General features: G+C 67.3%; 24 protein-coding genes. 11 read left to right on the top strand and 13 right to left on the bottom strand.

The features are described 5' to 3' along the window. Positions 1–134 precede the first annotated feature (134 nt). Positions 135–1,613: a cobyric acid synthase gene (locus CXY91_RS25465; protein ID WP_100964482.1), complete on the bottom strand. Its 1,479-nt coding sequence runs from the start codon at positions 1,611–1,613 to the stop codon at positions 135–137. A 260-nt stretch (positions 1,614–1,873) separates the two neighbouring features. Between CXY91_RS25465 and CXY91_RS25470 the strand changes: the two genes are divergently transcribed. Beyond that, positions 1,874–3,025 (top strand): aminotransferase, encoded by a 1,152-nt coding sequence (locus CXY91_RS25470; protein ID WP_100964484.1) that lies wholly within the window; start codon positions 1,874–1,876, stop codon positions 3,023–3,025. Here CXY91_RS25470 and CXY91_RS25475 read toward each other — a convergent pair whose 3' ends face one another. From CXY91_RS25475 to hisF, 7 genes are all read right to left on the bottom strand, one after another. Further along, a complete protein-coding gene (locus tag CXY91_RS25475; RefSeq protein WP_143079714.1) occupies positions 3,026–4,426 on the bottom strand; it encodes a hypothetical protein in 1,401 nt (466 codons plus the stop codon). 94 nt (positions 4,427–4,520) lie between these two features. Next, entirely contained in the window at positions 4,521–4,871 is a 351-nt protein-coding gene (locus CXY91_RS25480) for a RidA family protein (protein WP_100964486.1), read from the bottom strand. Positions 4,872–4,932: 61 nt separating this feature from the next. Continuing rightward, positions 4,933–5,382, bottom strand: coding sequence for a YqaA family protein (locus CXY91_RS25485; RefSeq protein WP_100964488.1), 450 nt, complete (start codon positions 5,380–5,382; stop codon positions 4,933–4,935). Then, positions 5,382–5,909, bottom strand: a complete 528-nt coding sequence (locus tag CXY91_RS25490) for a DUF1697 domain-containing protein (protein ID WP_100964490.1) — start codon at positions 5,907–5,909, stop codon at positions 5,382–5,384. The genes CXY91_RS25485 and CXY91_RS25490 overlap by 1 nt, the downstream gene beginning before the upstream one ends. Positions 5,910–5,941: 32 nt before the next feature. Further along, positions 5,942–6,916: a type I pantothenate kinase gene (gene coaA, locus CXY91_RS25495; RefSeq protein WP_091835742.1), complete on the bottom strand. Its 975-nt coding sequence runs from the start codon at positions 6,914–6,916 to the stop codon at positions 5,942–5,944. Between the two features lie 73 nt (positions 6,917–6,989). Next, positions 6,990–7,310, bottom strand: a complete 321-nt coding sequence (locus CXY91_RS25500) for a phosphoribosyl-ATP diphosphatase (RefSeq protein ID WP_100964492.1) — start codon at positions 7,308–7,310, stop codon at positions 6,990–6,992. A 3-nt stretch (positions 7,311–7,313) separates the two neighbouring features. Beyond that, a complete protein-coding gene (gene hisF, locus CXY91_RS25505) occupies positions 7,314–8,078 on the bottom strand; it encodes an imidazole glycerol phosphate synthase subunit HisF (RefSeq protein WP_092159819.1) in 765 nt (254 codons plus the stop codon). Positions 8,079–8,231: 153 nt separating this feature from the next. Here hisF and CXY91_RS25510 point away from each other — a divergent pair, with 153 nt between their 5' ends. Further along, positions 8,232–9,029 (top strand): transporter substrate-binding domain-containing protein, encoded by a 798-nt coding sequence (locus CXY91_RS25510; protein ID WP_100964542.1) that lies wholly within the window; start codon positions 8,232–8,234, stop codon positions 9,027–9,029. Between the two features lie 188 nt (positions 9,030–9,217). Beyond that, on the top strand, positions 9,218–10,018 hold the full coding sequence (locus tag CXY91_RS25515; RefSeq protein ID WP_100964494.1) for a transporter substrate-binding domain-containing protein: 801 nt from the start codon (positions 9,218–9,220) through the stop codon (positions 10,016–10,018). Positions 10,019–10,021: 3 nt separating this feature from the next. Here the strand turns inward: CXY91_RS25515 and hisA are convergent, their stop codons facing one another. The 4 genes from hisA to hisB all read right to left on the bottom strand — a co-directional run bounded on the left by hisA (position 10,022) and on the right by hisB (position 12,551). Then, entirely contained in the window at positions 10,022–10,759 is a 738-nt protein-coding gene (gene hisA / locus CXY91_RS25520; RefSeq protein WP_199777566.1) for a 1-(5-phosphoribosyl)-5-[(5-phosphoribosylamino)methylideneamino]imidazole-4-carboxamide isomerase, read from the bottom strand. After that, positions 10,747–11,403 carry an imidazole glycerol phosphate synthase subunit HisH gene (gene hisH / locus CXY91_RS25525; protein WP_100964496.1) on the bottom strand — a complete coding sequence of 219 codons (657 nt, stop codon included), beginning with the start codon at positions 11,401–11,403 and terminating at the stop codon, positions 10,747–10,749. The genes hisA and hisH overlap by 13 nt, the downstream gene beginning before the upstream one ends. Then, positions 11,400–11,885: a DUF2628 domain-containing protein gene (locus tag CXY91_RS25530; protein ID WP_100964498.1), complete on the bottom strand. Its 486-nt coding sequence runs from the start codon at positions 11,883–11,885 to the stop codon at positions 11,400–11,402. The genes hisH and CXY91_RS25530 overlap by 4 nt, the downstream gene beginning before the upstream one ends. A gap of 78 nt (positions 11,886–11,963) precedes the next feature. Next, on the bottom strand, positions 11,964–12,551 hold the full coding sequence (gene hisB / locus CXY91_RS25535; RefSeq protein ID WP_100964500.1) for an imidazoleglycerol-phosphate dehydratase HisB: 588 nt from the start codon (positions 12,549–12,551) through the stop codon (positions 11,964–11,966). Between the two features lie 185 nt (positions 12,552–12,736). Here hisB and CXY91_RS25540 point away from each other — a divergent pair, with 185 nt between their 5' ends. Next, positions 12,737–13,507 carry an isocitrate lyase/PEP mutase family protein gene (locus tag CXY91_RS25540; protein WP_100964502.1) on the top strand — a complete coding sequence of 257 codons (771 nt, stop codon included), beginning with the start codon at positions 12,737–12,739 and terminating at the stop codon, positions 13,505–13,507. Here the strand turns inward: CXY91_RS25540 and CXY91_RS25545 are convergent. Then, positions 13,421–13,948: a hypothetical protein gene (locus tag CXY91_RS25545; protein WP_199777567.1), complete on the bottom strand. Its 528-nt coding sequence runs from the start codon at positions 13,946–13,948 to the stop codon at positions 13,421–13,423. The two genes, CXY91_RS25540 and CXY91_RS25545, sit on opposite strands and share 87 nt — an antisense overlap. A 42-nt stretch (positions 13,949–13,990) precedes the next feature. On the opposite strand from CXY91_RS25545, the gene hslV reads away from it, so the two are divergent. From hslV to CXY91_RS25580, 7 genes are all read left to right on the top strand, one after another. Then, positions 13,991–14,560 (top strand): ATP-dependent protease subunit HslV, encoded by a 570-nt coding sequence (gene hslV / locus CXY91_RS25550; protein ID WP_091835770.1) that lies wholly within the window; start codon positions 13,991–13,993, stop codon positions 14,558–14,560. Beyond that, complete coding sequence (locus tag CXY91_RS25555) at positions 14,557–15,057, top strand: GNAT family N-acetyltransferase (protein WP_100964504.1); 501 nt, start codon at positions 14,557–14,559, stop codon at positions 15,055–15,057. The genes hslV and CXY91_RS25555 overlap by 4 nt, the downstream gene beginning before the upstream one ends. Beyond that, the gene (hslU, locus tag CXY91_RS25560) at positions 15,057–16,364 is read left to right on the top strand and encodes an ATP-dependent protease ATPase subunit HslU (RefSeq protein WP_100964506.1); all 1,308 of its coding nucleotides are present in this window, start codon (positions 15,057–15,059) and stop codon (positions 16,362–16,364) included. The genes CXY91_RS25555 and hslU overlap by 1 nt, the downstream gene beginning before the upstream one ends. After that, the gene (gene murJ / locus CXY91_RS25565; protein WP_100964508.1) at positions 16,361–17,965 is read left to right on the top strand and encodes a murein biosynthesis integral membrane protein MurJ; all 1,605 of its coding nucleotides are present in this window, start codon (positions 16,361–16,363) and stop codon (positions 17,963–17,965) included. The genes hslU and murJ overlap by 4 nt, the downstream gene beginning before the upstream one ends. Positions 17,966–18,018: 53 nt before the next feature. Further along, on the top strand, positions 18,019–19,080 hold the full coding sequence (gene trpS / locus CXY91_RS25570; RefSeq protein ID WP_100964510.1) for a tryptophan--tRNA ligase: 1,062 nt from the start codon (positions 18,019–18,021) through the stop codon (positions 19,078–19,080). Positions 19,081–19,329: 249 nt separating this feature from the next. Beyond that, the gene (locus tag CXY91_RS25575; RefSeq protein ID WP_091835787.1) at positions 19,330–19,824 is read left to right on the top strand and encodes a universal stress protein; all 495 of its coding nucleotides are present in this window, start codon (positions 19,330–19,332) and stop codon (positions 19,822–19,824) included. Between the two features lie 93 nt (positions 19,825–19,917). Further along, positions 19,918–20,484, top strand: coding sequence for a NifU family protein (locus CXY91_RS25580; RefSeq protein ID WP_100964512.1), 567 nt, complete (start codon positions 19,918–19,920; stop codon positions 20,482–20,484). Positions 20,485–20,568 lie beyond the last annotated feature (84 nt).

A 20,568-nucleotide genomic window follows, 5' to 3' on the forward strand; every position in this document is an offset into this window, starting at 1 on the left:
TGATGACTTGTTCCCATAGGCCGTCTGCGGACGCCATCGTTGCCTATGACGAATTTCGTCAGTCGTCAACAAATTGAACGGCAAAGCTTTATTTGTGTCCTCCTGACAGTTTTTCGCGGAATACCCGTTCGATGTCAGGAGCGCGATCGCGCCAGTGCGAGGATGGCGTCGATGTCGAGATGGCGCTCCAGATGCCCGGCCAGGCGGTCGAGCGCCGCCTCCACGGCCGGTTCATAGGCTTCTCCCTCCGCCAGCGGCTTTCCCGCCAGGTTTTCGAGCCAGGCGCGGCGCAGCGGGTCGCAGGTCAGGACGCCATGGAGATAGGTCCCGACCACCCTTCCGTCGGCGCTGCGCGCCCCTTCCGGCCGACCGTCGACGCGGAACGGCGCCCGCACGCGGTCCGGCCCGTCGCTGACGCCGAGATGGATCTCGTAGGCGCGGCCCGCCGTGCCGCTCTCCGGATGGGCGACCGCGACCTCGCGCACCGTCTTGTCCGGCGTGAGCTCGGTCTCGATGTCGAGCAGGCCGAGCCCAGGGGCGGCGCCGGCCGGGCCTTCGAGCCCGAGCGGGTCGCGCACGCTCCTGCCGAGCATCTGGTAGCCGCCGCAGAGACCGAGGACATGGCCGCCGCGGCGGCGATGGGCAAGGATGTCTATGTCCCAGCCTTCCTCCCGCAGCCTGGCGAGATCGCGCAGCGTCGTCTTCGAGCCCGGCAGGATCACCAGGGCGGCGTCACCCGGCAATGGCGTGCCGGGGCCAACGAAGACAAGCTCGACGCCGGGCTCGAGCTTGAGCGGATCGAGATCGTCGAAATTGGCGATGCCGGGCAGGACCGGCACGGCGATCTTCAGCCCGCCATCGCGGGCCGGGGCGCCGCGGATCAGGTCGAGCCCGTCCTCGGCCGGCAGGCGCGCAGCATCGGCGAACCAGGGCACGACGCCGAGGCTCGGCCAGCCGGTCGCCCGGGTGATCGTGTCGAGCGCCGGGGTGAACAGGCCGACATCGCCGCGGAAGCGGTTGATGGCGAAGCCGCGGATCATCGCCCGATCCTCGGCATCGAGCACGGCATGGCTGCCGACGAGACTGGCGATGACCCCACCGCGGTCGATATCGCCGACGAGGATCGCGGGAACGCCGGCAGCACGCACAAAGCCGAGATTGGCGATGTCGCGGGCGCGCAGATTGGTCTCGGCCGGCGAACCCGCGCCCTCGACCAGGATCAGGTCGGCGCCATCGCTCAGTCGCTCGAAGCTCTCCAGCACCTTCGGCAGGAAATCGCCGCGGCGGCTGAAATCCCCGGAGGAGAGATGGCCGGCGACGCGGCCCTGCAGGATGATCTGGCTGCCGCGCTCGCTCTCCGGCTTGAGCAGCACCGGGTTCATGTCGACATGGGCGGCGATCCGGGCCGCACGCGCCTGCAGCGCCTGGGCCCGGCCGATCTCGCCCTGCGCGGTCGCGGCGGCGTTGTTCGACATGTTCTGCGGCTTGAACGGGCGCACTTTCAGCCCGCGATCGGCGAAGAGGCGGCAGAGGCCGGCGACGAGCAGCGACTTGCCGACATTGGAGCCGGTGCCGAGCACCATCAGGGCAGGGATTCGGTGGAAGGGATGCATGGAGCCTGCCTAGCCCGCTTCCAGCCCCAGAAAAAGCTCACCGGTCCACGCCAGCGTCCCACGGCTCCAAAGGGGCGAAGAAACCGCGGAAGTGCTGTCGTGAACCGGCTGAGGGGTAGAAGACACTGACTACTGACGAATGTCAATATTCATCACTTCGCATAATCTGCCGCTTTTTCGGGACGATGCACACCGGCGTTGCGCGTGCTATGGCGGCATCCGAGCCTTTCCGCCCGCCTTCCCGAGTGAAGCCAGCCGCGATGAACCCGATCTTTTCCGCCCTTCCGACGACGATCTTCGAGACCATGTCGCGGCTCGCGCGCGAGCACCAGGCCGTCAACCTCGGCCAGGGCTTCCCCGACGATCCCGGCCCCGAGGACGTCCGCCGCAAGGCGGCGCAAGCCGTGATCGAGGGCTGGAATCAGTATCCGCCAATGATGGGCCTGCCGGAGCTGCGCCAGGCGACGGCGACGCATTTCCGGCATTGGCAGGGTCTGGAGCTCGATCCGGAGGCCGAGGTGATGATCACTTCCGGCGCAACCGAGGCGATCGCCGGCGCGCTGATGGCGATCGTCTCGCCCGGCGACGAGGTCGTGCTGTTCGAGCCGATGTACGACGCCTACCTGCCGCTGGTGCGGCGCGCCGGTGGCATCCCGAAATTCGTGACGCTGACGCCGCCGCATTTCGGGCTGAGCGAGGAGGCGCTGGCGAAAGCCTTTTCGCCGAAGACCAGGGTGGTGCTGTTCAACAATCCGCTCAACCCGACCGCGACCAATTTCAGCGAGGCCGATCTCGACCTGCTGGCCTCGTTCTGCGTCCGGCACGACGCGGTCGCGATCTGCGACGACGTCTGGGAGCATGTCGTCTTTGACGGCCACCGCCATCAGCCATTGATGAGCCGGCCGGGCATGCCCGAGCGCACGGTCAAGATATCCTCGGCCGGCAAGATCTTCTCGCTGACCGGCTGGAAGGTCGGGATGGTGATGGCGGCGCCCGAGCTGATGCGCGTGCTCGCCAAGGCGCACCAGTACATCACCTTCACCACGCCGCCGAACCTGCAGGCGGCGGTCTCCTATGGCCTGGGCAAGGCCGACGGGTATTTCGAGGGAATGCGCGCCGATTTCCAGCGCTCGCGCGATCGCTTCGCAGGCGGCCTGCGCGATCTCGGCTTCAGCGTGCTGCCGAGCGCCGGCACCTACTTCCTGAATGTCGACATCGCCCCGCTCGGGCAAAGCGACGACGTCGCCTTCTGCCAGCGGCTGGTCGCCGAGCACGGCGTCGCCGCGATCCCGGTCAGCGCCTTCTATGCGGAAGGGGCGGTGCGCAATGTCGTGCGCTTCTGCTTCGCCAAGCACGACGCCACGCTCGACAAGGCGCTGGAGAGGCTCGCTGCCCTGCGCGTCAGGGCCTGATCAGCTCTTCCGAAGGGTCTCGACGAGGACTGCGGCCCGCCGCAGTTTCGGCTCACGCCGCTTGGCCTCGGCCGCCAGCCCGAGCCCGCGCAGCGTCTCGATCGCCATGACGAGCTCGGTGGTCGCCCTTTCGGCCTCGGCGCGGTGGCGGATGCGCTCGGCCAGCTCCAGCCGCGCCTCGGCCCGGTTCGCGGCGCTCTCAGCCCAGAGCGAGGGCACGATCTCGCGACGCCTAACCTCCAGCGCCGCGTCGAAGGCAGCGATCGCCTCCTCCAGCACGACCGGCTCGTTGTAATAGCGGGCGAGGCCGACCAGCGCGGCGCCGATCCGGTCCTGCACCTCGGCCCAGTCGAGCGGGACGCTCTCGCGCGGCCGGTCGTCGAGCACCAGCTTGAAGCAGTTCACCGCCGCTTCGAAAGCCGAGACGCCGCTGGCACGAAGGCCAAGCGCGACATGGGCCTTGCCGAGCTCCCATTGCAGGCGGCCCCATTCGCGCGGCATGTCGGCGCGCGTCATCCCTGACAGCCCGGCGCGAAAGGCAGCGACTCCGTCGTCGAGCAGGCCGGCATCGTCCTCGATCTCGCCGAGCCGGGCCAGCGCCTCGCCCAGCCTGGTCTGAAGCGCGGTCCAGAGGCGCGGCGCCTTGGCGCGAGTCAGGTCCTCCAGCGTCGTGCGGTAGATCTCGACCACCTGGCGCAGCAGGGCGCTGCCGCCTTCATAATGCGACAGCCCGGTAAGCGAGCGCGCCAGCCTGAGCTGGGTCTCGGCCCAGAGCACGGTCTGGTCGAAATTATCGAGCTTGGCGAGCATGCCGCGCAGCTGGCCGATCGACGCGACGAAGGCGGCCTTGTCGGAAAAGTCGGCGCCGCGCCGCGCCAGCGCATCGGCCTGCATCCAGGCATAAGTCAGCCCGCTGCCAGCTTCGGCCGAATCGGCGATCAGCGCCGCCTCGGCATAGCGCTCGGCGGCCTCGCGATAGGCTTGCGGATTGAGGTGCAGCATCGCCACGGCGCCACGATCGGCGCGGCCGGCGGCGGCGGCGAGCAGACGATCCCGGGAGAGCGCATCGGGAGCAGCGGCGCCATCGAGATTGCGCTGCTCGGCCAAAGCGAGCAGGCGATCGGCTTCGGCGAGCCGGCCGTCGGCCAGCGCCTGAATGGCCTGTCCCTGCAGCCGGTCGCGCTCGGGATCGTTCCCGGACGGCTTGGCGAGCCGGGCCTGCAGGCTGCGGAAATCCCCGGCGCGGCGCGCCAGGTTGTTCTCGATGCGGGTGAAGTCGGGCTTGCCGGAAGCGTCGCCCATCGAGGCGAGCACGCCAAGCAGCAGCGCGGGGGGAACGCCCTCGCGCTGCGAGACACGGGCCAGGATGGCGGCGAGTTCCGGATTCACGTTTCCCGTCACCCTAGATCACGGTGATCGATCCGAAGAACCCAGAGCAGGATCTCAGCGACAGACCGGTTCCCACTTTGCGGATCCTGCTCTCGTGCGACAGCGATCAGATCGCGGCGATGACCGCGATCTCGACGGTGTATTGCGGGCCGGCTAGCTTGGCCTCGACGGTGGCGCGGCCCGGCGTGTTGCCGGCCGAGACCCAACCGTCCCAGACCGCATTCATCTCGGCGAAGGTCGACATGTCCGAGAGCCAGATGTTGACCATCAGCAGCTTCGACTTGTCGGTGCCGGCTTCGGCCAGGAGGCCGTCGATGATCGAGAGGATGTCCTTGGTCTGCTCGGCGACGCTCTTGCCGGCCGCCTTGTCGGCGACCTGACCGGCGAGATAGACCGTGTTGCCATGCACGACGGCCTTCGACATGCGCGGGCCGGGGGCGATGCGCTTGATGCTCATGATCTGGTCTCCATCAGAAAGGGCCTCGCTGGTAGCCCGAGACCGGAATCCGCGCAAATGCTTATGCAGCGGCGGCCCAGCCCGCCCAGAGCAAGGCATAGCGTGCCGCCTTGCCGATGAACACGAGCAAAACGAAGCGTCCGAGCGGATAGTTGAGCGAGCCGGCGACGAAGGTCAGCGGATCGCCGCCGATCGGCAGCCAGGCGAAGAGCAAGGACGGCCAGCCGAAGCGGGCGAACCAGCCCTGCGCCTTGGCGAAACGCACGGGATCTGGCCGCAGCCGCGCCGGCAACCGCTCGACGCCGCCCGTCGCGATCAGCCGGCCAAGCCACCAGTTGACGACCGAGCCGGCGGTGTTGGCGACCGAGGCGACGATGAAGAGCAGCGTCGGATCGACCGATTTCGCCGCCAGGAGCCCGATGAAGACGGCTTCCGACTGGGCCGGCAGCAACGTCGCTGCGACGAAGGCTGCACCCGCCATCAGGCCGAGGGACGCGAAATCGAGAGGCATCAGTCCAGCATCGCGGCGAGCGCGTTGACGGTATTGGCGTTGCGCAGCGTGCCGATGCCGAGCTTTTTCGTCGTCAGATGCGAGAGCAGCCTGGTCTCGCTCGGCTTGCCACCGAAATCGATCCAGAGATCGCCGTCGGAGATCGCGAGCGCAATGCCGGGCGCGGCGAGCCGGCGGAGCATGGACAGGGCGTCAGGGCCGAGCGGCTTTCGCATGACGCGGATGCCGATATCGGCGCCGTTGCCGTTCGGAAAGGGATTCCGGGCCGCGAGCCGCTTCCAGGCCTCTGCGGTGCGCGCGATGATATCGACATGCTTGCCGAAGCGGGTGCGAAAGCCCGCTTCCAATCGGCTTTCGACCGTCGCAAGCGGCGCATCCTCGCCCTCGAAGATCAGGTTGCCGGTGGCGACCCAGCTGCGCACATCACGAAAGCCGAGTTCCGCCGCCATCGCCTTCAGATCCGCCATCAGCACGCGCCTGCCGGGGCCGAGCACGATCGAGTGCAGCAGGGCGACATAGGTCGTCATCGTGGTTTTGGACCCGGCGGTTCGATGCCGCGCTAAAGCCGCCGCAGCGCGACCTGCTGGATGCGGTGGCTCGCGCCCTTGGTCAGGATCAGACTGGCGCGCTGGCGGGTCGGCACGATGTTCTCGCGCAGATTGGGAAGGTTGATGCCGGTCCACAGTTTCTCGGCGATCGAGAGCGCCTCGTCCTCGCCGATCTCGGCGTACTTGCGGAAGAAGGAGCGCGGATCGCGGAAGGCGGTCTGGCGCAGCGTCATGAAGCGGTTGACGTACCAGCGGTGCAGGTCGTTCTCGTCAGCGTCGAGATAGACCGAGAAGTCGAAGAAATCCGAGACGATCGGGGTGACCGTGCCGTCCTTGGGCAGGCGGCTCGCCTGCAGCACGTTCAACCCTTCGAGGATCAGGATGTCCGGCCGCTCGACCGTGACCTGCTCGCCGGGCACGACGTCGTAGACCAGATGCGAATAGACGGGGGCGCTGACGGCGCGCTTGCCGGCCTTCACATCGGAGAGGAACCGCAGGATCGCGGCGCTGTCATAGCTCTCCGGAAAACCCTTGCGCTGCATCAGCCCGCGGCGTTCGAGCTCGGCATTGGGCAGGAGGAAACCGTCGGTGGTGACGAGCTCGACCTTGGGCGTGTTCGGCCAGCGCGAGAGCAGAGCCTTCAGGACGCGCGCCGTGGTCGACTTGCCGACCGCGACCGAGCCGGCGACGCCGATGACATAGGGGACCTTGACCTCGGCCTCGGCCATCAGGAAGCGCTGCGTCGCCTTGAACAACCCTTGCGTCGCGGCGACGTAGAGCGAGAGCAGGCGCGAAAGCGGCAGGTAGATCGCGACGATCTCGTCGAGCGAGATCGGGTCGTTGATCGATTGCAGCTTGGTCAGGTCGTCGACCGACAGCGTCAGCGGCGCATCGGCTCGCAAATGCGCCCACTCGTCGCGCGAGAAACTGCGATAGGGCGAGACCAGATCGGGGGCGGAGGGCGCCGCGAGCGGACGCTGGTCCATGATGCCCCCCGTATTCCAAGCTTCGAGGTTCAACGCAACGGCCTCGACTTTCAAACTTGGGCACGACCATGCCCTAACGGGGTCGCGCCGCCTTCTCGGCCAGGCCGGAGCGCGCGCTGCGGGCCTCAAGCTGGCTCAAGACGTCCCGCAATGCAACATCGCGTGACCTGAGCACGACCAAAAGATGATAAAGCACATCGGCGCTCTCGGCGATCAGTTCGTCGCGATCGCCCTTAACAGCGGCGATGACGGCCTCGACCGCTTCCTCGCCGAACTTCTTGGCGGCGCGCTCGGGTCCGGCGGCCAAGAGCTTGGCCGTCCAGGATTCTTCCGGCGAAACACTGGCGCGCTCGGCGACGATGCGTTCGAGGTCGGCGAGGGAAAAAGCAGTCATCGCTCAATCCAGCCGCATCGCCAGCCCGGCGGCGGCCATATGCGCCTTGGCCTGCGGAATGCTGTAGGTGCCGAAATGGAAGATCGAGGCGGCGAGCACCGCCGAGGCATGGCCGTCGCGCACGCCGGCGACGAGATCGTCGAGATCGCCGACCCCACCCGAGGCGATCACCGGCACCGAGACCGCGTCGGCGATGCGCTGGGTCAGGCCGATGTCGTAACCAGATTTTGTGCCGTCGCGGTCCATCGAGGTCACCAGCAACTCGCCGGCGCCGAGCGAGACGACCTCGCGGGCGAAGGCGATGGCGTCGATCCCGGTGGCGTTGCGCCCGCCATGGGTGAAGATTTCCCAGCGCCCGGGCGTGACCTGCTTTGCGTCGATGGCGACGACGATGCACTGGTCGCCGAATTTTTCCGCGGCTTCCTTGACGAAGGGGCGGTTGGTCACCGCCGCGGTGTTGATCGCGACCTTGTCGGCGCCGGCCAGCAGCAGCGCGCGGATATCCTCGACCTTGCGCACGCCGCCGCCGACGGTCAGCGGCATGAAGCAGGCCTCGGCCGTGCGGGTGACGACGTCGAGCAAGGTCCCGCGCGCCTCATGGCTTGCGGTGATGTCGAGGAAGCAGAGCTCGTCGGCCCCGGCCGCGTCATAGGCCTTAGCGGCCTCGACGGGATCGCCGGCATCGACGAGATCGACGAATTTCACGCCTTTGACGACGCGGCCGTCTTTGACGTCGAGGCAGGGGATGATGCGGGTCTTCAAGGTCATCGGCGGGCCTGCCCGAGCGGGAGCGACAAAAACGGGTCGGCGCATATAGCGCTGCCGCTGCACGGCACGCAAACGCAGCGCACACAGGCCGGATTGATCGCCGCCACGATCCCTGCTCTCCTGCGCGCCACAAGCAAAGCCGAGGGGATTTCCATGACGATCGCATCGCCCTTCAAGGGCCTGAAACTGGCTGTGCTGAGCGCCGTGGCCGGGCTCGGTTTGAGCGCCGCCGCGCTGGCGCAGGCTCCGGCCAGCCAGCTCGAGACGATCCAGAGCCGCGGAGCCCTGCAGATCTGCACCACCGGCGACTACAAGCCGTTCACGCTCGCCAAGGACGGCAGCTATGAGGGCATCGACATCGAGCTCGGAAAATCGCTGGCGAAGGCCATCGGCGTCGAGGCCAAATTCGTGCAGACGAAATGGGCCGACCTGATGAACGACTTCACCGGCGGCAAATGCGACATCGCCATGGGCGGCATCTCGGTGACGCTCGACCGGCAGAAGCGCGCCTTCTTCTCCGCGCCCTATCTGATCAACGGCAAGGCGCCGATCGCACGCTGCGCCGACGTCTCGAAGTTCCAGACCGTCGCCGACATCGACAAGCCGGAGACACGCGTCATCGTCAATCCGGGCGGCACGAACGAGCGCTTCGTGCGCGCCAACTTCAAGCAGGCCAAGATCGAGATCTTCCCGGACAACGTCACGATCTGGGATCAGATCCTCGCCGGCAAGGCCGACGTCATGGTGGCCGAGTCGATCGAGACGAAAGTCCAGGAGAAGATCCGCCCGGGCTTGTGCGCCATCAACCCGGACTCGCCGCTGCAATATGGCGAAATGGGCTATCTGCTGCCGCGCGGCGACATCGTTTTCAAGGCGTTCGTCGACCAATGGCTGCATCTCGCCAAGGCAACCGGGGAGTTCGGCACGATCTACAATCAGTTCGTTCGCTGACTTTTCGGCAGGGTCGCGCCGCTTCGCTGACAGACAGTGGCGTGGCGCAACCTGCAGCATGTTTCAGCACGACGCGATGCAACGCCTGCTAGTCAAGCGATGCATGCCAGGCACGGGCGCCCTTACCCGCATGGCGGTTGAAGCTGGTCCCGCGCGCTGCTCTCCTTGCGGCACTGACAAGAGAGGGGATGAGGGCTTTTTTCATGCTGTCGACGATCATCCGCGCGGCGTTCTCCGCCGCCTGCGCAGCCTTCATCTCGATCGGCGCCGTCCAGGCGCAGGCACCGGCCAGCGCACTCGATGCGATCCAGAGCGCCGGGACGCTGCGGATCTGCACCACCGGCGACTACAAGCCGTTCACCAATGCCGTCGGCGACAGCTATGAGGGCATCGACATCGAGATGGCGAAGTCGCTAGCCAAGGCGATCGGCGTCGAGCCCAAATTCGTGCGGACGAAATGGGCCGAGTTGATGGCCGATTTCACCGGCGGCAAATGCGATATCGCCATGGGCGGCATCGGCGTGACGCTGGAGCGGCAGAAGCGCGTTTTCTACTCGGATCCGGCGCTGCGGACCGGCAAGATCCCGCTGGTGCGCTGCGCCGACAAGGACAGGTTCCAGAGCGTCGCCGACATCGACAAGCCCGGCGTCACCGCGATTGCCAATCCCGGCGGCACCAATGAGCGCTTCGCCAAGAGCAACTTCAAACAGGCCAAGGTCACGCTTCACCAGGACAATGTCGGCATCTTCGACGAAATCCTCGCCGGGCGTGCCGACGTGTTTGTCACCGAGGCGATCGAGGCGACCGTGCAGCAGAAGCTGAAGCCGGGCCTGTGCGCCATCAATCCCGACAAGCCGCTGACCTTCATCGAGATCGGCTATCTGCTTCCGCGCGGCGACGTGATCTTCAAGGCCTTCGTCGACCAGTGGCTGCACATCGCCAAGGCGACCGGCGAGTACCAGCGCTACTACGAGCAGTATCTTCGCTGAGGCTCAGGCGGCCGCCAGCCGCGCCAGCGCCGCCGCAGGATCGATCCGGCCGTCATAAAGGGCGCGGCCGGTGATCGCGCCCTCGAGGATCGCGGCATCGGGCGCGCAGAGGCGTTCGATATCGGCCATGGAGGCAAGGCCGCCCGAGGCGATCACCGGGATCGTCAGCGCATGGGCGAGCGCGATCGTACCGTCCCAGTTGATGCCCTGGAGCATGCCGTCACGGGCGATGTCGGTGTAGACGATCGCGGCGACGCCGGCATCCTCGAAGCGGCGCCCGAGATCATCCGCCGCCAGTGACGAGGTCTCGGCCCAGCCTTCCACGGCGACGAAGCCGTCGCGCGCATCGATGCCGACCGCGACCTTGCCCGGAAACGCCTTCGCGGCCTCGCGGACGAAACCGGGATCGCGCACCGCCGCCGTGCCGATGATGACGCGGGCGATGCCCTTGGCGAGCCAGCCCTCGACCGTCTTCATGTCGCGGATACCGCCGCCGAGCTGAACGGGGAAGCGAACACGTTTCAGGATCGCTTCGACCGCAGCCGCGTTCATCGGCTTGCCGGCGAAGGCGCCATCGAGATCGACGACGTGAAGCCACTGGAAGCCCTGTCCCTCGAAGGTCGCGGCCTGGGCGGCGGGATCGTCGTTGAACACCGTCGCCTGATCCATGTCGCCCTGCTTCAGGCGGACGCAGCGGCCTTCCTTCAGGTCGATGGCGGGGAAGAGGATCACGGCGCCCACCTCAGGAAATTGCCGATCAGCTTGAGGCCGAGCTTCTGGCTCTTCTCGGGGTGGAACTGGGTGCCGGCGATATTGTCCTTTGCCACGATCGCGGTGACCGGGCCGCCGTAATCGGTCAGCGCCAGCACCTCCTCCGGCCTTGTGGCCGTCAGCGCGTAGGAGTGGACGAAATAGGCGTGCCAGCCGGAAGGGCCGGTCTCGATTCCGGTGAGGAGCGGATGCTCGTCCTGCGGGTGCAGCGTGTTCCAGCCCATATGCGGGATCTTCAGGGCGTCATCGCCCGGGCGGATCAGCGCGACGTCGCCGGCAATCCAGTTAAGGCCCTCGGTGGTGACATATTCGAGGCCGCGGCTCGCCATCAGCTGCATGCCGACGCAGATGCCGAGGAAGGGCCGGCCCTTGCCGCGCACTGTCTCCTCCAGCGCCTCGACCATGCCGGGGACGGCGTCGAGCCCGCGCCGGCAGTCGGCGAAGGCGCCGACGCCGGGCAGCACGATGCGATCGGCGGCGCGGACCTCGGCGGGATCGCTGGTGACGCGGATGGTCGCTGGCGTGCCGGCCTCAACGGCGGCGCGCTCAAAGGCCTTGGCGGCCGAGTGGAGATTGCCCGAGCCGTAATCGACGATGGTAACGGTCTGGCTCATCGCCCGTTCGCCTCCGGGAAGAGGCCGATCACCGGCGCGGAGCTCGCTGCGAAGCGCGCGGGAGCCGGTGCCGTCTCGACGATGCGGGGCGCCGCGCCGGCCGGCAGGGCCCGCTCGAAGAAGCGGCGCTCGGCGCTGGAGAGATCCGGCGCCTCGACCACGTCGACCAGCCGCCAGCCCTTCCGCATCAGCTTGCGCGCAATCAGGTTCTGACCCTCGAAGCCGAGGAAGACCGCAAGCGCGGTATGCGACAGCATCACCGCGAAAAAGGAGAAGCCGATCTGGCGCTGCAGGTAGACCAGCCCGCCCCACACCAGCGCATAGAGGATGAAGGCGAGCCAGAGCCGTTTGAACAGCAGCCAGAGACCGCCGAAGACCAGCGCCGAAAAGGTGAAGGTCTCGGGCAGGAGCCTGGCCTGCTCGACCTCCTCGCGCAGCCCGCCGGCGCCCGGCGGCGGGATCAGAGCCTGATAGAACGCCATGGCAGCGATCCCTTTGATCCCAAAAGTTTAGAGCATTGCTCAAGCAAAAAACCGGTTTCCACTTTTTCGCGCAATGCTCTAGAGGGCGCCCTTGGTCGAGGGCACGCGGCCGCCCTCGCGCGGATCGACTTCCAGCGCCTGGCGCAGCGCCCGGGCCAGACCCTTGAAGCAGCTTTCGGCGATATGATGGGCATTGTCGCCATAGAGCGTCTCGACATGCAGGGTCAGCCCGGCATTGATCGCGAAGGCCTGGAAGAACTCGCGCACCAGTTCGGTGTCGAAGCTGCCGATCTTCTCCGCCCTGAACTGCGTCCGGAAGACCAGGAAAGGCCGGCCGGAGACGTCGACCGCGACGCGGGTCAGCGTCTCGTCCATCGGCAGGTGGACATCGGCATAGCGGCGGATGCCCTTCTTGTCGCCGAGCGCCTGCTTCAGGGCCTCGCCGAGCGCGATCCCGGCATCCTCGACCGAGTGATGGTCGTCGATATGGGTGTCGCCCTTCACCTTGACCGTGGTGTCGATCAGCGAATGGCGGGCGAACAGATCGAGCATATGGTCGAAGAAGCCGACCCCTGTGGCAATCTCGGCTTTGCCCGTGCCGTCGAGCACGAGCTTGACCGCGATGTCGGTCTCGTTGGTGCGGCGCTTCACTTCGCCCGAACGCATGCTGACCTCTGTACCCTCGCAAAACCGTGCCCGCTTTAGCAGGCGACCGGCCGGAAGGCCATGGCGATCGAGGCGGATCCGCTCTCGGCCGACCTTTCTCGTTGACTCGGCGCCTGGCGCATCTGCTGACAGAAGGCGACGGCCGGGTTCGCTACCAGCGGCGCGGCGAGGCAGGGAGAGGTGCGATGACACAGGCTGACAGAGCGAGCCAGTTCGCCGCACTGCACGTCAAAGGCCGGCCGCTCGTCCTCTACAATATCTGGGATGCCGGCAGCGCCCGCTCGGCCGCGAAGGCCGGGAGCAAGGCGATCGCCACCGGCAGCTGGTCGATGGCGGCGGCCCATGGCTTCGACGACGGCGAGGCGATCCCGCTCGACTTCATCGAAACGATCGTCGGCCGCATCGCCTCCTCCGTCACGCTGCCGCTAACCGTCGATTTCGAAGGCGGCTACGCGAAAGACCCGGACGGCGTCGCGAAGAATGCCGCGCGGATCATCGAAGCCGGCGCAGTCGGCCTGAACTTCGAGGACCGGATCGTCGGGGCAGGCGCGCTCTATGCCATCGCCGACCAGGTGCAGCGGATCAAGGCGATCCGGAGCGCGGCGGATCGTCTCGGCATCGCCGTGTTCATCAACGCCAGGACCGACCTTTTCCTGCTGGAAGCCGACAAGACGCGGCACTCCGGCCTCATCGACGCGGCGATCGAGCGGGCGCAGGCCTATCAGCAGGCCGGCTGCAACGGCTTCTTCATTCCCGGACTGCTGGACGAGAGCGGCATCGCGGCGATCTGCGCTGCGTCGACGCTACCCGTGAACGTGATGATGATGGGTGGCGCGCCCGATCGCGAGACCCTGATCCGGCTCGGCGTGTCACGGATCAGCTACGGCCCCGGCCCCTATCTGGCGGCGCAGGCCCGCTTCGTCGAGCAATGTGCCGCCAGCCTGGCCGGCGCCTGACGGCGGCGGCCCGAAGCGGGCCAGGAACGCCCGCGCCCTCGGCAGCGCATCGTGGAGGAACTGGCCCGGCTCGCGCAGCCAGAGACCGTCATAGGCCTTCGATTTCGCTTCGCTGATCAGGACGTCCTGGGGCAGGTACACGAGCGTTCCGTCCCAGCCCGCCCACCAGAGCCGGCCCTTGGCCCAGTGATGGGCGACCAAGGCTTCTTCGCAGCGATAGCCGTGAAAATCGAAGGCGATCCTGCCATCGCTGACGAAGACGTGGTTGCCGGTGAAGCCTTCGGCCGGTCTGATCCAGACGGCGTGGAAACCCTGCTCCGGATAGGCTTCCAGGAAGGCGTAGGCGAGGATGTGGCAGGCGCCGCAGGCGAAGAAGACCCGCTCGGGCAGATTCCAGCGTTTGACAGGGTCGCTCTTGATACCGGGCTTCAGCCTGAACATCTTGGCGGTTCCCGTCGACCGTTTGCCCGAGATCGAATCGCAATGTCAGAGACTAGCAATGCCCCCGTCATGCACGCGACCACCATCCTGATGGTGCGCAAGGGCAGCCGGGTCGTGATCGGCGGCGACGGCCAGGTTTCGCTCGGCCCGACGATCATGAAGGGCAACGCCAAGAAGGTGCGCCGCCTCGCCAAGGGTGCGGTGATCGCGGGCTTCGCTGGCGCGACCGCCGACGCCTTCACCTTGTTCGAGCGGCTGGAGGCCAAGCTGGAGCAGTTTCCGACGCAATTGCTGCGCGCCTGCGTCGAGCTCGCCAAGGACTGGCGCACCGACCGCTATCTGCGCCGGTTGGAGGCGATGCTGCTGGTCGCCGACAAGGACGTCTCGCTGCTGATCTCCGGCACCGGCGACGTGCTCGAGCCGGAAGCGTCCGAGCATGGCTCGGTGATGGCGATCGGGTCGGGCGGCAATTATGCGCTCGCGGCGGCCAGAGCCCTGATCGACGGCGAGGCCGATGCCGAGACGATCGTGCGGAAGGCGATGAAGATCGCCGGCGATATCTGCGTCTATACCAACCATTCCCTTGTCATCGAGAGCTTGGAGACCCCATGAATTTCGTCGCCGATGGCTATTCATTCGCCCCCGCGACGCCCGACGACTTCCCGATGCTGGCGCGCTGGCTCGAACAGGACCATGTCCGGCGCTGGTGGGGCGACCCCGACGAAGAGCTCGCCGAGATCGCGCGCATCTTCGGCGATCCCAGCATGGAGGCGCTGATCGTCAGCCATGACGGGCGCCCCTTCGCCCACCAGCAGAGCTGGGATCCCGCGCTCTGGCCCGACTACCCGCTGCAGGACCAGCCAGCCGGCACGCGCGGGATCGACCAGTTCATCGGCGAGGCCGACATGCTCGGCCAGGGCCATGGCACCCGCTTCATCGGCGCCTTCACCCGGCATCTGCTGGCGCAGGGCGCGCCGCGGGTGGTGATCGACCCCGATCCGGAGAATCTCGCCGCGATCCGCGCCTATGAGAAGGCTGGTTTCACGGCCCTAGACGTTCGCGAGACCGGCGACGGCCCCGCGCTGATCATGATCCAGGAACCTGTTTGATGACGTCGTTTTCCCCCCGCGAGATCGTCTCCGAGCTCGACCGCTTCATCGTCGGCCAGAAGGACGCCAAGCGCGCCGTCGCGATCGCCCTGCGCAATCGCTGGCGCCGGCAGCAACTGGAAGGGCCGCTGCGCGAGGAGGTCGCGCCCAAGAACATCCTGATGATCGGGCCGACCGGCTGCGGCAAGACCGAGATCGCGCGCCGCCTCGCCAAGCTGGCGAATGCACCGTTCCTCAAGGTCGAGGCGACCAAGTTCACCGAGGTCGGCTATGTCGGCCGCGACGTCGAATCGATCGTGCGCGACCTCGTCGAGGTCGCGATCGGCCTCGTCCGCGAGAGCCGGCGCAAGGATGTCGAGGCCAAGGCGCATGTCGCGGCCGAGGAGCGCGTACTCGATGCCCTCGTCGGACCGACGGCGAGCGCGACCACGCGCGACAGCTTCCGCCGCAAGCTGCGCAACAACGAGCTCGACGACAAGGAGATCGAGGTCGAGATCGCCTCGGCGGCCTCTAGCGCGCCGATGTTCGAGGTGCCTGGCATGCCCGGCGCCTCGATCGGCGCGATCAACCTCTCCGACATGCTCGGCAAGGCCTTCGGGCAGCGCGGCAAGCCCAAGCGCGTGCTGGTCAAGGAAGCCTACGCACCGCTGCTCGCCGAGGAGAGCGACAAGCTGATCGATCAGGACGCGATCGTCCAGGCGGCGATCCGCGAGGTCGAGAACAACGGCATCGTCTTCCTCGACGAGATCGACAAGATCTGCGCCCGCGAGGGCCGCGGCGGCGCCGATGTCTCGCGCGAAGGCGTGCAGCGCGACCTGCTGCCGCTGATCGAGGGCACCACGGTGGCGACCAAGCACGGGCCGGTGAAGAGCGACCACATCCTGTTCATCGCGTCGGGTGCCTTCCACGTCTCGAAGCCATCGGACCTCTTGCCGGAGTTGCAGGGCCGCCTGCCGATCCGGGTCGAGCTCTCGTCGCTCGACGTCGAGGATTTCAAGCGCATCCTGACCGAGACCGAGGCCAGCCTGATCAAGCAGTCGGTGGCGATGCTGGCGACCGAGCAGGTCACGATCGACTTCACGCCGGACGCGGTCGCGGCGATCGCCCGCATCGCGGTCGAGGTCAATTCGAGCGTCGAGAACATCGGCGCGCGCCGGCTCCAGACCGTTATCGAGCGCATCCTCGACGAGATCTCCTTCACGGCGACGGATCGCGGCGGCGAGAGCATCACCATCGATGCGGCCTATGTCGAAGCGCGCATCGGCGACCTCGCCAGAAACGCCGATCTCAGCCGGTTCATTCTGTGAGCTCTTCGGGCGAGGCAGAGCCCCCATCCTCACGCCTCGCCCGCGATTCGCTGATCGTCGGCGCTGCGACGGTCCTGTCGCGCCTGCTCGGCTTTGCCCGGGACGTGCTGATCGCGCGCCTGCTCGGCGCCGGTCCCGTGGCGGACGCCTTCCTGGCAGCCTTGCGCCTGCCGAATCTCGTCCGGCGCGTGCTCGGCGAGGGCGGGCTGAACGCGCCCTTCGTGCCGCTCTACCTCGCGATCAAGGCCGAGCGAGGTGAAGAAGCCGCCAAGCGCTTTGCAGGCGCTGCCGCGAGCCAGCTCGGCCTGCTGCTGCTCGGCTTCGTCGTTCTGGCCGAAATCTTCGCGCCCTGGGTCGTGCTCGGCCTGGCCGGCGGCTTCGCCGACGAACCGCAGACGCTGGCGCTCGCCGCCTACTACACGCGGCTGATGCTGCCCTTCGTGCTGCTGACCACGCTTGCCGCACTGCTCGCGGCGCTGCTCAATGCCGAGGGGCGCTTCACCGTGGCGGCGTTGGCGCCGGCACTGATGAACGCGATCCTGCTCGCGGCCTTGCTGTTCGCGCTGTTCCGCGGCGGTGACAGCCATGCCAGTGCGACGCTGCTCGCCGCCTGCCTCAGCCTCACCGGCCTGGCGCATCTCGCCATGATCCTATGGCGGCTGCTTGGCATCGGCCTGCCGCGCCCCGGCCTGCGCTGGTCAACGGATATGAGCCGGCTGGTCAGGACCGGCGGGGCGACATTGCTCGCTGCCTCCGCCGCGCAACTCGTCCTCCTGATCTCGACGCAAATCGCCTCGACCGGGCCCGGCTCGGTCTCGGCGCTGTATTATGCCGACCGCGTCTTCCAGTTGCCGCTCTCCTTCTTCGGCGTCGCGATGGGCACGGTCGTGCTCTCGGCCATGGCTGGCGAACGCTCGCAGGCGGACCACGACGCCCTGCTCGGCCGGGCGCTGGCACTTGGCCTGGCACTGGCGATCCCAGCCGCGACGGCCCTGTTCGTGCTGGCCGAACCGATCGTCTCGGTTCTGTTCGAGAACGGGCAGTTCAACGCTGCTGACCGCGAGCGTACCGCCGCCGCGCTCGCAGCCTTCGCCTGCGGCCTGCCCTTCGCACTCGCCGCCAAGGTGTTCGGACAGGTCTATTTCGTGCGACGGCAGCCGCGCCTGCCATTGATCGCCGGCTTTGCCGCTGTCGCCGTCGCCGCGCTAGCCGGTTTCGCTTTGCTGGGCTGGCGCGATGCGGCGATGATCGGGGCACTGGCGGCAAGCCTCGCCTTCATCGTCCAGGCGGGCCTGCTCGCGATCCATCTGCTGCGGGCAGGGCTGTGGCGACCGCGCTGGACGGATGGCCGGACGATCCTCGCGATCATCATGGCCGCCTTGCTCATGATCGCGGTGCTCGAGGCCATGCTCAGGCCGCTGCTCTCCGCGCTCGACCTGCGCCAGCCGGCCCTGTGGCGGGCCGGCGCGCTGGCAGTGCTGTGCTGCGCGGGTGCTGCGGTCTACGCCGTTGCCGGCTTCCTGCTCGGCGCCTTCGACGCTGTCCTGCCTTCGCGGCTCTTGCGCCTTCGCGGCGCATCCGTCAGAACGCCGCGTTCCTGAGCGGATCGACCCCCGACTCGAAGGATTTCTTCGCCCTGACGACGGAGCGCCCCATGGCCGCTTTCTCTCCCCGCGTCTTCTCCGGCATGCAGCCGACCTCGACGCTCCATCTCGGCAATTATCTCGGCGCGCTGGTGAACTGGGTCGCGATGCAGAAGACCCATGACTGCATCTATTGCGTCGTCGACATGCACGCGATCACGCAAGGGCTCGACGTCTGGGGCGGGCCGGCCGAGCTGACCCGCGCCACACGCGAGGTCGCGGCCGCCTACATCGCTGCCGGCGTCGATCCGAAGAAGAGCATCATCTTCAACCAGAGCCAGGTCTGCGGCCATGCCGAGCTCGCCTGGGTGTTCAACACCGTCGCCCGCCTCGGCTGGCTCAACCGCATGACCCAGTTCAAGGAGAAGGCCGGCAAGGACCGCGAGAACGCCTCGGTCGGGCTCTACGACTATCCCGTGCTGATGGCGGCCGACATCCTGCTCTACAAGGCGACCCATGTGCCGGTCGGCGAGGACCAGAAGCAGCATCTCGAGCTGACTCGCGACATCGCCCAGAAGTTCAACAACGACTTCGCCGAGCGCATCGCCGAGCTTGACCTCGGCACCGGCGAGCTCGGCTATTTCCCGCTGCCCGAGCCGATGATCCAGGGCCCGGCCCCGCGGGTGATGAGCCTGCGCGACGGCACCAAGAAGATGTCGAAATCGGACCCGTCGGACTATTCGCGCATCAACCTGACCGACGATGCCGACATGATCGCGCAGAAGATCCGCAAGGCGAAGACCGATCCGGAGGCGCTGCCCTCCGAGGAGAAGGGGCTGGAGGGCCGGCCGGAGGCTGAGAACCTGGTCGGGATCTATGCCGGGCTCTCCGGCGAGAGCAAGGCGCAGGTGCTCGGCCAGTTCGGCGGCAGCCAGTTCTCCGGCTTCAAGGCGGCGCTGGTCGAGCTGGCGGTCGGCAAGCTCGCGCCGATCGCCGACGAGATGCGCCGCCTGCTGGCCGATCCCAGCCATATCGACGCCATCCTCAGCGACGGCGCCGACCGCGCCGCCGCGATCGCCGCGCCGATCATGCTCGACGTCAAGGACATCACCGGCTTCGTGCGCAGGCGCTGATCCGGCGGGCGCCCAGTGTCGTGATTTCGACGTTCGCTCTCGGTCGATATCAGGTGCGGAGCGAACGTCGAAATCAAAGAAAGGCACTAGGAATCAAGGGTTTACGAGTGTCCCTGACGATTCTGGAATTCGCTCCACACTCGATATCGGGCAGTGGCTAATTTCGGAATCGGGACAATTGGGAGGCTTGCACTGACGTTGCGACGCCTGTCACCATGACATGTCCTGAAACGGCGGCAGGCAACGGCAATGGTCAAGAGACGGCGGTCCTATGAGACGGGCCATCGCCCGAAATTCCTCGCTGTCGTCGACGACAGCCCGGAATGCGCGAAGGCGGTGCGCTTCGCGGCGCGCCGCTGCGCGCGCCTGGGTGCGTCGATCGTGCTGCTCGGCGTGGTCACCCCGCCACCGGACGAGACCTGGCTCGGCGTCGGCGACATGGTCCAGGCCGACGCCGAGGCCGAGGCGCAGGAGCTGATCGACGCGGCCGCCGCGGCCGTGCGCTCGCTGGCCGGACTCGAGCCGGAGAAGGTCGTGCGCACCGGCGTCAAGGCCGACGAGATGGTCAAGCTGATCGATGCCGACGAGGACATCTCGCTGCTGGTGCTCGCCGCAGGCACCGGTCGCGACGGGCCGGGCCCATTGGTCGCCGCGCTCGCCGGCAAGGGCGCCGGCAGCTTCCCGATCCCGGTCGCGATCGTGCCCGGACACCTCGCCGACGAGGAAATCGACGCGCTGGCCTGATCAGCGCTTGCAGCTGCTGGAATGATTCCAGCGTCCGGCCTATATCGGGACCAGGAACGGCGGCCTTGACCCGCCGGCGCCGGAGACAAAGCCATGTTCATCCAGACCGAAGCCACGCCCAATCCCGCCACCCTGAAGTTCCTGCCCGGCCGCAGCGTCTCGCCGCAGGGGCCGATCGAATTGCGCGACCCAGCCCTGGCCGAGCGCTCGCCGCTCGCGACGCGCCTGTTCGGCGTCAAGGGCGTCTCGGCCGTGTTCTTCGGCTCGGACTTCATCACCGTGACCAAGGCCGAGGGCGAGTGGCCGCATCTCAAGCCCGCCATCCTCGGCGCGATCATGGAACATTACATGTCGGGCGCGCCGCTGATGAGCGACGGCGCCCCGGTCGATGAACTCGCCGACAGCGAGGACGAGTTCTTCGCCGAGGAAGACGCCGCGACCGTCGACACGATCAAGGAGCTGCTGGAGACCCGCATCCGTCCGGCCGTCGCCGGCGACGGCGGCGACATCACCTTCCGCGGCTACAAGGACGGCACCGTCTACCTCGTCATGAAGGGCTCCTGCTCGGGCTGCCCCTCCTCGACGGCGACGCTGAAGCACGGCATCCAGAACCTGCTGCGGCATTTCCTGCCGCAGGTGCGCGAGGTCGAGGCGGTTTGATCGCCACGACGCTCTTTTTCTTTCGTTTCCCTCCATCGGTCATCCCGGACGCAGCGTAGCGGAGATCCGGATCCATGCCGGAGC

Source organism: Allobosea sp. FBZP-16, from assembly GCF_002831785.1.
GTDB classification, from domain to species: domain Bacteria; phylum Pseudomonadota; class Alphaproteobacteria; order Rhizobiales; family Beijerinckiaceae; genus Allobosea; species Allobosea lupini.